At 61.6% G+C, this 13,330-nt stretch carries 12 protein-coding genes and 1 pseudogene; 1 reads left to right on the top strand and 12 read right to left on the bottom strand.

What is annotated here, in order from left to right:
* From LJE93_11765 to purM, 7 genes are all read right to left on the bottom strand, one after another.
* Positions 1–1,040: methyltransferase domain-containing protein (locus tag LJE93_11765; protein ID MCG6949582.1), on the bottom strand; the 1,040-nt coding region annotated here is incomplete at its 3' end.
* A gap of 3 nt (positions 1,041–1,043) precedes the next feature.
* Positions 1,044–1,712 (bottom strand): 50S ribosomal protein L9, encoded by a 669-nt coding sequence (gene rplI / locus LJE93_11770; GenBank protein MCG6949583.1) that lies wholly within the window; start codon positions 1,710–1,712, stop codon positions 1,044–1,046.
* A 1-nt stretch (position 1,713) separates the two neighbouring features.
* On the bottom strand, positions 1,714–2,679 hold the full coding sequence (locus LJE93_11775; protein MCG6949584.1) for a YybS family protein: 966 nt from the start codon (positions 2,677–2,679) through the stop codon (positions 1,714–1,716).
* Positions 2,680–2,718: 39 nt separating this feature from the next.
* A complete protein-coding gene (gene rpsR / locus LJE93_11780; GenBank protein MCG6949585.1) occupies positions 2,719–2,952 on the bottom strand; it encodes a 30S ribosomal protein S18 in 234 nt (77 codons plus the stop codon).
* Between the two features lie 10 nt (positions 2,953–2,962).
* Positions 2,963–3,352: a 30S ribosomal protein S6 gene (rpsF, locus tag LJE93_11785; protein ID MCG6949586.1), complete on the bottom strand. Its 390-nt coding sequence runs from the start codon at positions 3,350–3,352 to the stop codon at positions 2,963–2,965.
* Positions 3,353–3,590: 238 nt separating this feature from the next.
* Complete coding sequence (locus tag LJE93_11790; protein MCG6949587.1) at positions 3,591–3,947, bottom strand: CGGC domain-containing protein; 357 nt, start codon at positions 3,945–3,947, stop codon at positions 3,591–3,593.
* 232 nt (positions 3,948–4,179) lie between these two features.
* Entirely contained in the window at positions 4,180–5,238 is a 1,059-nt protein-coding gene (purM, locus tag LJE93_11795) for a phosphoribosylformylglycinamidine cyclo-ligase (protein MCG6949588.1), read from the bottom strand.
* 198 nt (positions 5,239–5,436) lie between these two features.
* Here purM and purL point away from each other — a divergent pair, with 198 nt between their 5' ends.
* A complete protein-coding gene (gene purL / locus LJE93_11800; protein ID MCG6949589.1) occupies positions 5,437–9,363 on the top strand; it encodes a phosphoribosylformylglycinamidine synthase in 3,927 nt (1,308 codons plus the stop codon).
* A 36-nt stretch (positions 9,364–9,399) separates the two neighbouring features.
* Here purL and LJE93_11805 read toward each other — a convergent pair whose 3' ends face one another.
* The 5 genes and pseudogenes from LJE93_11805 to LJE93_11825 all read right to left on the bottom strand — a co-directional run bounded on the left by LJE93_11805 (position 9,400) and on the right by LJE93_11825 (position 13,244).
* Positions 9,400–10,212, bottom strand: a complete 813-nt coding sequence (locus tag LJE93_11805) for an MBL fold metallo-hydrolase (protein ID MCG6949590.1) — start codon at positions 10,210–10,212, stop codon at positions 9,400–9,402.
* Positions 10,213–10,214: 2 nt separating this feature from the next.
* On the bottom strand, positions 10,215–10,661 hold the full coding sequence (gene dut / locus LJE93_11810; protein MCG6949591.1) for a dUTP diphosphatase: 447 nt from the start codon (positions 10,659–10,661) through the stop codon (positions 10,215–10,217).
* 154 nt (positions 10,662–10,815) lie between these two features.
* Positions 10,816–12,039: an insulinase family protein gene (locus LJE93_11815; protein MCG6949592.1), complete on the bottom strand. Its 1,224-nt coding sequence runs from the start codon at positions 12,037–12,039 to the stop codon at positions 10,816–10,818.
* A 58-nt stretch (positions 12,040–12,097) separates the two neighbouring features.
* A complete protein-coding gene (locus LJE93_11820) occupies positions 12,098–12,661 on the bottom strand; it encodes a hypothetical protein (GenBank protein MCG6949593.1) in 564 nt (187 codons plus the stop codon).
* A gap of 466 nt (positions 12,662–13,127) precedes the next feature.
* A pseudogene (locus LJE93_11825) lies at positions 13,128–13,244 on the bottom strand (prepilin-type N-terminal cleavage/methylation domain-containing protein).
* Positions 13,245–13,330: the final 86 nt, after the last annotated feature.

Raw genomic sequence — 13,330 nt, forward strand, 5'->3', positions numbered from 1 at the left:
CCCGTACCACCCTCGTCATCGGCCAACAGCTGATCGGGCGGAAACGGATGCAGCAATTCGCGCCGCTGGGGTTCGAGACCGGACGCGCGGAGCATCAGCTCCAGAGTCTCCGGCAGCAACGGCCGGGCGTGAGTCGGATCCTGCCAATAGAGGGACGCTCCAACCCTGACGGTGTGGGGATTGGGGCATTCGGCAATGAGCAACCCCCCGCTCTTCAAGACTCGCCAAACCTCAGAAAGAACCGCCGCCAGGTGGGTCGGTTGCAGGTGCTCGAATAGATGAAATGCGGTGACTGCGCCGCAGCTTTCCGGCTCGAGGCCACGCAGGATCTCGAGGACGTCACCCTCGGTAACCCCGAGACCTCGCCTCTGTGCCGCCTCGGCGAGAGCGGAGTCGCCTTCGACTCCCATCGCCTCGACGCCAGCCTCTCGCAGCATCAACAAGAGTTCTCCCCGGCCGCTTCCGAGATCGAGAACCGGTGCGGAACTCTGGAGGTCGGGCAGATACCGGTCGAGCCGATGCACGATCTCCTCTTCGCTCCCGCGAAAGCTCTCGAGCAACCGGGGTTGGATGTCGGTGAGGGCTTCGGCGAGCCGATCGTCGCCGATGGGGGAACTAGACACCGGCAACGCCTCTCCGCGCAACGATCGCTCGGCAAGCGACGCGACCTCTTCCAGCTCTTCGGCAAGACGATCGAGGAGAGCGTCCGATCGCGCGACCGCAGCGGGCACCACACCGTCCCTCAGCCGATTGACCTCTGAGGACACCTCACGCAGGCCGTCCTCGAGGATATCAACGCGTTTCTCCAATGGATCCAGCCTTCGGTCGCGGGTTTCGGCCAGTTCCTTTTGAATCGTCTGAATGGCGACGCTGATTCGCTCTTCGGCTCGCTGCTGATCCGCCCGCTGATTGTCGAGCCGCCGCTGGAGCCCCCAAGGAGTCAGTCGGTACACGGACTTTACCCAGCGGTGAAAGGGGCTTTCATCGTTCCCGTCGTCTCGCGTCGGGTGGGGAGGCGCGGCGCGGTCGTCGCCGCTCATTGTTTATTCGGCAGTCGTCGCGGTTTCAGGGCCTTCCTCGGCACCTGAAGGTTCCTCGGAAACGGTGGGCTTCTCAGTGCTTTCCGTCGTTGCCTCGGGTTCGGGTTCGTCCCTCGTCTCCTCGACGGTTGCCTCGGGCAGGATTTTGGCGTCAGCGGAGACGTCCTCGTCAGCCACCTCGAGCCTGCCTTCGGCAACGAATTCGGGTGCGATCGCGTCCGGATCTTCACCCGGGCGAACGACCCTGACCGGCAGCGTCACGCTGATATCGCGGTGGATATTCACCTCTACGTCATAAGCACCGAGCTCCTTGATCGGGTGCTCGAGCAGGATTCTCTTGCGGTCGAGATCGAAACCCCGCTCCTGCAGCTCGTGATGGATGTCGGCGATGCTCACCGAACCGAAGAGCACGTCCTTTTCGCCCGCGCGGCGCTCGAACGCGAGCTTGGTTCCGTCAAGATCGGAGGCGAGTTTCTCTCCCGCCGAGCGACGTTCGAGATCCATCTCCTCCCATTTATTCTGTTCCTGTTCGAACTGTCGTCGGTTGCCTGGAGTGTCGTGATAGGCGAGCCCCTTGGGCAGCAGGTAGTTGTTTGCGTAGCCGGGTTTCACCTCCACCGATTCACCTCGCTCGCCGAGATGCTCGATGTAATCATTGAGAATCACCTTCATTTCATCCTCCGTTGTTGTCAGGCTGGGGCCGCAGCGGGTGGAAGCTGTCGGCCACTCCGAGCGCTGCAACCAGCAGCGGCATCGGTCCTTGCACACACAGTAGAACAACACCCCAGCGCACGAGCCAGCCTCTCCCAATCCAGCGCGCGAGGTGGGCACGAATCATAGCTAAACCCTGGACAAAATACAATATGAGCACTACCACCAGGAGATTGATCGCAGCCCATCGCGCGATTCCACTGAGCAGTAGCGTGCCGACTCCGCCAATTACGAATGCGGCTGCTAGCCAATCGTCGTTTCGATAAGCCTCGAAATCTCCGACTTCGACCGGCAGTCCGAGAACGGGAAGTCGCGGCCGTACCCAGAACAGGACCGCCACCAGATAGGCGACGGGTACGCTAGGCAACACCCAGGAAGCAGCCTGTTCCGCAGCGTCGAGAACCAGCTCGGCGCTTCCCTCCGTCAGACCCCACGCCGAGTAGAGCTCGCCGATTTCCTCCGACGACGATCGCATCCACGCGGCGACAGCTTCCATGGGCGTGTGTGGAGAAGCGACGGATGCAACCACCGCGAGAGTGCCAATCAATCCGATAATCGTAGCCACAGCAACCCAGCGGCCTTCGCTCCATTTCGCCCGCGTCCACAGGTCTACTGTCGCCGAAGGCACCACAACCAACAGCGAATAGGCAGCGAGGAGTGGGAGCCCGATCCCTGCAAATCCCGCCATCGCCGCCACCGCGAGCAGCGCGGCCGGGGGGCCCCACGCCCTGAATCCGGGCGTGCCGCCCGACTGGAAGTGGAGGACCGGCAGGCACCCGAGGGGCGCAATCAATAACCCGAATAACGGAATGACGAACAGGGCCCCAACCAGCAGAAGACCCACCAATCCGGAAGCTGCTGCCCCGAGGCGGGGAATCTTCGGCCGCGGGCTTTGCTCATCCGTCTGAACGGATTTTTCGCTCGTCATCTCTTATCGCTGGCCGCGACAGGCCAGAAGACGGGTTCGTCAGGCGCCCGTGTAGGGCAACAGCGCCATAAACCGTGCCCTCTTTACCGCACGGGTCAACTTGTGTTGAAACGCGGGGCGCGTTCCGGTCACTCGGCGCGGCAGAATCTTGCCGTTTGTCGGCGTGTACTCGCGCAAAAGATCGACATCCTTGTAGTCGATGTAATTGATTTTTTCGACCGTGAATCGGCAGACCTTGACGCGACGACGGAAACGTTTCCTGTTCGGTCTCATTGCACCCTCCTCAGCCTTCGTCCGCCGCGCTCTCGGCCTTCGCCGCGGCCCTGGCCGCCTTCTTCGCGGCCCGCTCCTTGTACTTGGCGTCCATCTTGCGCTTGCGGCGCAATTCCCGATCCATGTTGAGGATCAGGGAACGCATCACCGCATCGTTGGTCCGCATCTCGAAATTGAGGGGTTCGAGAGCGTCTCCATCGACATTGAACAGCCAGAAATGATATACGCCGTAGTTTTTCTTGGCGATCGGATAAGCGAGCTGGCGCCGGCCCCAGGCGTCCTTTTCGGCCACCTCGCCGCCGGCTTTGGTGATGATGCCCTCGAGGCGCTCCAGGGTCGCCGTCTCTTCCTCGGGCGGGATCTCGGGGTCGATGATGACCCCCAATTCATACAATGGCATGTCGTTCTCCTCTCGGCCTTCGGCTCGGGAACGTGGTCCGGAGCAAGGAGTTGTTTTCCCGGACGAGCCGGGAACCCGTAGTTTACGGATTTTTCGTCAAAAATCAAGGTCTTGGGCCTGAGGCTTGGGGCTCGGGACCTGGGGTTATCCGGATTCAAGCCTCAAGCCACAGGTCTCAAGCCTCGGGTGGGTGGGCGGGGGAACCCGATAACCCGTTCAACCGTGTGTGGGTGGGCGGTCAGTAATCGTGCGTCCCCATGTGCACAGGGACGCCGAACTTCTCCTCGAGCACGCTGGTGACGCCTTCGACGTTCATCGGGCAGCTCATCAACGCCGTGGCCTTATTGACGCAGGTGCCGAAGTAGATCTCGTCGACTTCGACGCCGAGGCTTTCGAGCACCGTCATCTGGAGGTCGACTCGAGGCACCACAAGACCGGGGCAGTCACCACAGCTGGTCTTGAAGACAATCCTCACGTCACCCTGATCCTCGAAGACGAAGGTATTCTCGTTGACAGCCTTGAAGCACTTGGCGCAGCCGATACAGCTCGCATCCTGAATCCGTTCGCAGTAGATCATGCCGATGCGCTTGGCCATGGTTGCCTCCCTGTGTTGTTCGACAGTTGGATCGTAAGTCATTTGTTTTAAGATAGAAAACTGCTCAAATGATCACTGGAGCAGACGGGAGGCGACGGTCATTCGGCAAAACGGCAATACGGCTCCACAGACTCTGGGCGGGTTGGTGGGCCGAATGGCCGCGGGTGGGCGGTTGGGGAAAGCCGTAAGGCCGTCGAGCCCTTCGACGAAAGCGGGAACGGGATCGGACGCGCTAGCGAAGGCCCGTCGGAAAGCCCTCCGGGGGATGGTCATACTCGACGCCCGATTCACCCTTCACGACATTCCCCATCGGAAAGCCAGGACAGCCCTGTTCGCGGAGGACCCGCAGCACCTGTTCAAGCTTTCTAGGTGGGACGACCAGGACCATGCCCACACCGAGATTGAAGGTCCGCCACATGTCGTCCTCCGGCACCTCGCCTTTCTCCCTCAGGAAGGAGAAGACCGGAGGTATCTCCCAAGCCCCGACCTTGATGACCGATTTCAGGCCATCGGACATCACCCTCGGCAGGTTGTCTGTCAGCCCCCCCCCTGTGATGTGTGCAATCGAGTGAACCCACTGCTCTTCGAGCAGCGGCCACACGGGTTCGAGGTAGCAGCGGTGAACGGCCAGCAGTTCCTCCGCGACTGACCGACCGAGCTCCTGCACGACCGTGTCGGAATCCAGATCGAGCTGCTCGAAGAACACCTTGCGCGCCAGCGAGTAGCCGTTGGTGTGAAGGCCCGATGCCGGCAGGCCGACCAGCACATCGCCCTCCATTACCGCCGAACCATCCAGAATCCGCTTTCGATCGACCAAGCCGACGATGAAGCCGGCCAGATCGTACTCCCCGTCGCTGTAGAAACCGGGCATCTCGGCGGTCTCGCCACCGAGCAGGGCAATGTTGTGATCCGAACACGCAGCTGCGACCCCTCCGATGACATCGGCGACGGTGTCGGGATCGAGGCGCCCGGTCGCGAGATAGTCGAGGAAGAACAGTGGCCGCGCACCCTGGACCAGGATGTCGTTGATGCAATGGTGGACCAGGTCGCGGCCAACCGTAGTGTGGCGCCCGGAGAGAAATGCGATCTTGAGCTTGGTGCCGACACCGTCCGCCGAGGCGACCAGGACAGGCTCCTTGAGACCCTTGATCGGCACCCGGAAGAGACCGCCGAACGCCCCCTGATCCGATAGCACATCGGAGGAATAGGTGTTGCGGACCATTTTCTTGATCTGTGCCAAGGCCTGGTCCTGAGCGTCGATATCGACTCCGGCATCGCGATATGTGGTCATGCGTAGCTCCGTTCCCGTTCCCGCTCGCGTTCCCGTTCCCGCATCGGATCGTTTCGACGAGGAGAACGAACCCGTTGATCAGAGACCATATCCGGGGGTTTGCGGGCAGGCAAGAGCGGGATCGATACTTTTTTCGGGATCGGGATCGGGATCGGACGGAGACTGGCACTCCACGTCCATTCCTGCTACAAACTGTCCATGCCGTTGCTGCGACGATTTCGAAGCTACAACCTCTCCCCCACCACACTCCACCATCTGCTCGACATCGCAAAACAGGCCGTCGGTCATGAGATCCAGAACCTCGAGGCCGAGTACTGTTTCTATATCGAATCTACCCGTGATCTCCGCAACGAAGAACTGCAGGTGCTCGACTGGCTGTTGGCCGAAACCTTCGAGCACGAACGGTACGGCCTGGCCAGCTTCCTGGACGACCGGCTGGGTGAGATCCTCGAGGTCGGACCTCGGATGACCTTCACCACCGCCTGGTCCACGAACGCTGTTTCGATCTGCCACGCTTGCGGCCTTGATGGGATCCGACGCATCGAGCGGTCCCGACGCTACCTCCTGCAGCCGCGGGGCTTGCTCGCTGATGACGTGCGATCGATGATCCTCGACGCCGTCCATGACCGCATGACCGAATGCCTCTACCCCGAGCCACTCACCGATTTCGATTCCGGCGCCAACCCCGCACCGGTCACCACTGTCCCGGTGATGGCCAATGGGCGGGCGGCACTCGAACGCATCAATGACGAACTTGGCCTCGCTTTCGATGACTGGGACCTCGACTTCTACACCACACTGTTTCGCGACCGCATTGGCCGCGACCCGACAGACGTCGAGTGTTTCGACATCGCCCAGTCCAACAGCGAGCACTCCCGACATTGGTTCTTCAAGGGGCGCCTGGTCATCGACAGCGAGGAAATGCCAAAACACCTTTTTCAGGTGGTTCGCGAACCCTACGAGGCCAACCCGAAAAACAGCGTCATCGCGTTCCACGACAACTCGAGTGCGATACAGGGCTTTCCGGTCACTGCTCTGGTCAGTGCCGATCCCGAAGCCCCCTCGCTGCTGGTCGGCCGCACCTTCGTTCTCGATATCACCTTCACCGCAGAAACCCACAATTTCCCGTCCGGCGTCGCGCCCTTCCCGGGTGCCGAGACAGGCACTGGAGGCCGGATACGCGATGTTCACGCGACCGGACGTGGAGCTCTGGTGGTGGCGGGCACCGCCGCCTATTGCGTCGGCAACCTCAGGTTGCCCGGATACGAGCTCGCTTGGGAAGATCCAGGTTTTGCCTATCCGCCCAATCTCGCCCCTCCCCTGGCCATCGAGATCGAAGCCTCGAACGGCGCCTCGGACTACGGCAACAAGTTCGGCGAGCCCGTGATCACAGGCTTCACCCGGTCCGCGGGACTGCGGCTTCCCAACGGCGAACGCCGCGAGTGGATCAAACCGATCATGTTCTCCGGCGGCATCGGCCAGATCGACGCCCAACACACTGAAAAAGGGAAGCCCGAGCCGGATATGTGGGTCGTCAAGATCGGCGGACCCGCCTACCGTATCGGCATGGGCGGAGGCGCCGCCTCGAGCATGGTGCATGGTGACAACCCGGAACATCTCGATTTCAACGCCGTGCAGCGTGGCGATGCGGAGATGGAGCAGAAGGTCAATCGCGTGATCCGCGCCTGTTCGGAGCTCGGCGCACGAAACCCGATCGTAAGCATTCATGACCAGGGGGCAGGCGGGAACTGCAACGTACTGAAGGAAATCGTCGAACCCGCCGGAGCTCGGCTGGAGATCCGCGAAATTCCGATCGGCGACGACAGCCTGTCGGTTCTCGAGATCTGGGGTGCCGAGTACCAGGAAAACGACGCCCTGCTCCTGCAGCCCAGCGACGAGGCGATGTTCCGCGATTTGTGCGAACGAGAACGGGTACCCGTGTCGTTCGTCGGGCGGGTCACCGGCGACGGTCGGGTGATTCTGCACGACGAGAGGGACGACTCGACTCCGGTAGACCTCGTTCTCGACGACATTCTCGGTGAGGTTCCCCAGAAGACGTTCGAGATCGAGCGGGTGCCCTTGGTCGCCGAGCCTCTTCAACTGCCGAGCCAGATCACTGTTGAATGGGCGCTCGACCGGGTTTTGCGGTTGCTGTCGGTGGGTTCGAAAAGATTCCTCACTACCAAGGTCGACCGCAGCGTCAGTGGTCTGATCGCCCAGCAGCAGTGTTCGGGGCCTTTGCAGCTCACCGTCTCTGATGTCGCGGTTATTGCCCAAAGTCACTTCGGCAACACCGGTGCGGCAACCGCGATCGGAGAACAACCGATGAAGGGGCTCCTCGATCCGGCGGCGATGGCACGTCTCGCGGTCGGGGAAGCCCTCACCAATCTCGTCTGGGCAAGGGCGACATCTCTGGAAAACGTGCGTTGCTCGGCCAACTGGATGTGGGCGGCCAAACTTCCCGGTGAGGGGGCTGCCCTGTACGACGCAGCGGTCGCCATGCGCGACATCATGATCGAGCTGGGAATTGCGGTTGATGGAGGCAAGGACAGCCTGTCGATGGCGGCGCGAGCCCCCCTTCCTGCGGGCGGCGAGGAGGTCGTCAAGGCCCCCGGCTCCCTGGTGATTTCGGCGTACGTGAGCTGTCCCGACATCACCCAGACGGTGACACCCGACCTGGAGCTTCCCGGCCGCGGCCGGTTGCTTCTGATCGACCTCGGCGGTGGTCGATTCCGAACCGGTGGGACGGCGCTGGCACAGGTGTTCTCGCAGATCGGCGACACTCCACCGGACGTAGATGACCCTGCCTTGCTGGCGCGCGCATTCAAGGCAATTCAGGAGTTGATCGCGGTGCGCCTTGTGACCGCGGGCCATGACCGATCGGACGGCGGATTGATCACCACTCTCCTCGAAATGGCGTTTGCCGGCAACTGTGGCATCGACATCGCGTTGCGCGGTATCTCGGGCGTCGATCCGATCTCGCACCTGTTCTCGGAGGAGCTCGGTATGGTGATCGAGGTGGACGAGTGCGAGACCGAAACCGCACTTGAGGTCTTCCGCTCTGCCGATGTTCCGTGCGAAGTCATCGGACGCACCGTTGTCGAACCCGATGTCCGCATCGCGGTCGGCGGAATCGAGGTGCTCGCCGCTGACATGAGAGATCTCCGCGATCTCTGGGAAGCTACATCCTTCCGACTCGAGCTCGAGCAGGCGAATCCCGACTGTGTGGGATTGGAGAGGGACGGGCTTCGCCTTCGCACCGCGCCACCGTACGCACTGTCTTTCATTCCCCAGCCCACGCCAACGACGATCATGACAAACAAATCTAAGATCCCGGTCGCCGTACTGCGCGAAGAGGGCTCGAACGGAGACCGCGAAATGGCGGCGACGTTTCTCGCCGCTGGATTCGATCCGTGGGACGTCGCCATGTCCGATTTGCTGAATGGCGCCGTCACCCTGGACCGTTTTCGGGGTTTGGTGGCGGTCGGCGGGTTCGCTCATGCGGACGTCCTCGATGCCGCCAAAGGGTGGGCGGCCTCAATTCGATTCAACCAGGAGCTGTTGTCGCAGTTTGGCGCCTTCATCGATCGCGCGGATACCTTCAGCCTCGGTGTCTGCAACGGTTGCCAGCTGCTCGCGCTGCTCGGTCTGGTGCCGTGGCGCGGCCTCGAAGACCAGTTGCAGCCGCGCTTTATAAGAAACTCTTCTGGGAGATTCGAATCACGTTTTGCGACCGTCACAATCCGCCCGAGTCCGGCCGTCATGCTGCGCGGCATGGAGGGCTCGACGCTTGGTATTTGGTGTGCCCATGGCGAGGGCCGCGCCTTTTTCCCAGATGAAGAAGTCCTGAGGAAGGTGATTTCCAATGATCTCGCCCCTCTCCGGTTCACCGATGACAGCGGCGAGATTACCGAGAAGTATCCGCACAACCCGAACGGCTCTCCAAAAGGCATCGCGGGCATCTGTTCGTCCGACGGCCGCCACCTGGCGATGATGCCTCACCCCGAGCGCACTGCCACTCTGTGGCACTGGGGCTGGATGCCCCGAGATTGGCGTGAGCACCTCGAGGCGTCACCGTGGCTCAAGATGTTCCAGAACGCCAGGGAGTGGTGCGAGACCTGTTGAAGCCAGCCGTGCGATTCTCGGCTCGAGCCGGAATCTTCAGGTTCCGTTCGTTCCCGCTGACGGAATCTGCCGACGTTCGAATCTGACGCCTGACCCGTCCAGGAAGGCCCGGAACATCTCCTCGCGGGTGACTGCGCCGACCAGCACCCCATTTCCGACGGCGCTGCGGAGTCCATCGCGGACGAGATTCGGGCAGTTGTTCTCGGCCGAAAGGTGCATGCCGACGACCGCTTTGAGTGTGCTGGAGCTCACTCTGTCCACCGCCTCACAACTCTGATGGTTGGAGAGGTGCCCGGTGCGGGAGTCGATGCGCTGCTTGAGGTGCCATGGGTAGGGGCCATGGCGGAGCATATCTTTGTCGTGATTGGTCTCGAGAAATAGCAGTTCGCAGCCTTGAAGCCGTTGTTCGAGGAGTTGTGTGACGATGCCGGTGTCGGTGCACAGGGCGGCACTGTGTTCGCCATCGTCGAACACATAGGCAACCGCTTCGGCCGCGTCGTGAGACGTTGCGACCGGCGTGACCCTGAAAGCACCGAATCGTCGTGTTCTGCCCGAATACAGCTCTCCGCCACCGACGCTGCGCACATCGATCTTCGACCATGTGCCGGGAGTGGTCCAGACCGGCGCTGCGTGATGGCGACGGAGATAGACATCGAGGCCGCGAACGTGGTCGGAGTGTTCGTGAGTGAGGAGGATCGCGTCGATCTCGTCCGGCGCCTTTCCGAACGCCTCGAGCCGCTTACTCACCTGCAGGGCCGAGATGCCGACATCGACCAGAATCGAAGTTTCTCCCGAACAAATCAACACGGCGTTGCCCGAGGAACCGGAGGCGAGGACCAGAATCTCCACCGTCAAGCTCCGGTCGATCCGAAGCCGCCGTCGCCACGGTTTGAAACGCTCAAGATATCAGATTCGGTAAACAGCGCTCGGACCACCGGCGTGATCAGGAGCTGTGCAATTCGGTCCCCCCGGTGAATCGAAACCGGTTCGCCGCCGAGATTGACCATCAGCACCTTGAGCTCGCCACGGTAGTCACTATCAATTGTCCCTGGCGCGTTGACGATGGTCAGCCCGACCTTGATCGCGAGACCTGAACGCGGCCGCACCTGGCCCTCGTACCCATGCGGAATCTCCACTGCCAGGCCGGTCGGGACCGCTGTGCGTTCTCCCGGCACGAGAACCAGCTCCGCGTCCACCGCCGCACGAAGGTCCGCTCCGGCCGCACCGTCGGTGGCGTAAGTCGGGAGGGGCAATCCTTCCCCGTGCGGAAGTCGTTGGATTCGGACCTCGATCGTCACGAGTGGATCATACGCGATCACGAATTCGGACCGCGAATCCGGTGCAACGTTTTACGATGGAACGTTCAACGTTGTAATACGGCAACAGCTTGCTGCATCTCGTCGCACACCGAGTTCTCAACGTTCTAACGTTTCAACATTCTAACGTTTTTACCTACGCGACGCGCGTCGCCGCACCTTCCGGACCGCACACAGCGGATGCACGGTGGTCATCGCGCAAGATTTCCGCGGCCAGGCGCCGAACATCAGCACGCGTGACTGCCTCGAGCTCATGGCATGCCACTTCCGGATCGAACCTGCGTCCCCTCTCGAGCAACTCACCGACGTCGAGCGAGCACCGGGCCGCCGGTGACTCCATGTCCATTCGCAAGCCTCGCAAGATGCCCTCCTTCGCGACTTCGACCTCCTCCTCTCCCAGGTCGCGCACGATTCGCGCGAGCTCATCGAGGACCAGCCGCCAGGAATCCGAAAACGCGTGCGGGGCGCACGCCCACCCGATCTCGAGAAAGCCACCGAGACGCCAGGCGACAGGAGTGGACCATATATCGTAGGTCAGCCCCTCCTCCTCTCGCAGGCGTTGGAAAAGGCGGCTCGAAGCGCCGTCGCCGAGGGTTCGATTGAGAACCGCAAGGGCCGAAATCCTGGGATCCGACACAGCCAGGGCTTTGAAGGCGAGACGCGCATGAACCTGATCCGTCCCTGCCCGGCTCAGCTCGACGTGGGCGCCACTCCAGGAGAGAGACGGAAGTTCGGGCACGGTCGGAGGGCGGCTGAGAGGCAGGGCTGATAGCCGATCGGCGACCTCCAGTGAATCCACATCTCCGGCAACCGCAGCCACCATGTACCCTGGGCGCACGAGCGACGCATGGTGCTGTTTCAGAGCTTCAGGTGTGATGGCCTCGAGGGTTTCGAGAGTGCCGATCACCGGTCGAGCCAACGGATGATCGCCCCATGCAGCCTTCAGGAGTGCTTCACCCACCTTCTCCGCCGGATCGTCGGCTACGAGCTCGAGTTCGGCGCGAGTTACTCGGCGTTCGAGGTCTACATCTTCGGGCTCGAAGGTCGGGCTGAGTACGGCGTCAACCAGAAGGTCGAGGGCATCGTCCAGTGCGTCCGCGGTGGTGTTGACACTGATGCCCATCATCTCGGAGCCTGTCCACGCATCGACCTCGCCACCGAGGCGGTCGACGGTGAGCGCCAGCGAGTGGCGATCGTGCTTGCCGCACGCTCGAAGCGTCAGGTGCTCGACGAGATGGGTCGCTCCGGCAATCGGCTGCGGGTCGTGGGCCGCACCACGCGTGATCCACACGCCGGCGGCTACGGTCTCACGACCGGGCATTGATTGCAGCAGCAACGCGGGAGTCGCACGATCCGACACAGCGGCAGAGTCTACTACATCGTTCGATTGCACGAAATGGCCTGCCGGTAGGAGAGAATCAGTATTGTGGCGTGCCGGTGGGGCGTGGGGTATTGCCGGTCTGTGGGGTTCGGGTACGCCGACTGCGCCCGTCATCGCCACCCCGTCCTGAAGGCAGGTCCTTGAGGATGAATTTCCATTCGTTGTACTGCGTGCGGCCCTCGTAGACTTTGATGCTGGTGTCGGTCGACAACGAATGGACACCGATGATCGGGCCCACTTTTTCGCCGTCATCCTCGCGGTCCCTTTCGAACACCGGGGTTCTCGTCGGAGTGGGTCGCCGTCCTCCAACTCCACCTCGTCCCGGTCTGATTTCCTGACCCTCTTGGCCCTGGAAGATCACACCCCATTTATCCGATCCGGTGATCGGGTCGTCCCACTTTTTTCGCAGCACCCGCGGTTCAGCCTCCCACAGCTCCTTCATCCGCATCGGGAGACGGCCATATTTCTGGCGGTACAGCCGAATTCCCTCGACGTACTGCTGGCCACGGAAGATGAGCTCCGCCTCCCTCTCCCGCTGCGCCTGAAAACTCGCGATCTCGACCGCCGCGGCCATCATGATCGCCATAACGGCCAGCACCATCACCAAGATTGCGAGGGTGTAACCGGCTTCGCCGGAATGAGGAATTGGGAATTCTGAATGAGGAATTCCCGCCCGCCCCCGCGCTATTCCTGAATCGTCAGAGGTCGGGACTGAACATTCCGAATTTCGAATTCCGAATTCCGAATTCAAGTTTTCACCATTCGTAAATCAGGGTTCCATCGAGAGCGACTCGCGTATCGTCGGCATAACGGACATCGATCACCTGGTTTCCGGTGCCGCCGAATTCGTCCTCGAACGGCTGGAGCTCCTCGAGTTCGTCCGGATCTGCGTAGATCTCCTCCCAGGCACCTTCCGCCGTGCCGGAAAATGGGTCGGCCGGCAGGTACCTCAGATATCCCTCGTCGACGAGGGCCTGGAGGCTCTCCGGGTACGTCCCTTTGTCTGCAAGGTGTTGGTCAATGCACGAACGCATTTCGTAAAGATCCGCGCGAATCACCGCCTCGCGGGCCCGAATGGGCGCATTCCTCATCGCCGGAATGGCAATCGTTGCCAGAATGCCGATGATCGCGACGACGACAATCAGCTCGATGAGAGTAAATCCCGCCGCTGGCGAATTCTGAATTCTGAATTCTGAATTCTGAATGCCGCGACGAGGGTTCGCCCCGAAGGTGCCAGGGGGGCGGGCGGGAATTCCCAATTCCGAATTCC

This window comes from Acidobacteriota bacterium (assembly GCA_022340665.1).
Taxonomy (GTDB): Bacteria; Acidobacteriota; Thermoanaerobaculia; order Thermoanaerobaculales; family Sulfomarinibacteraceae; genus Sulfomarinibacter.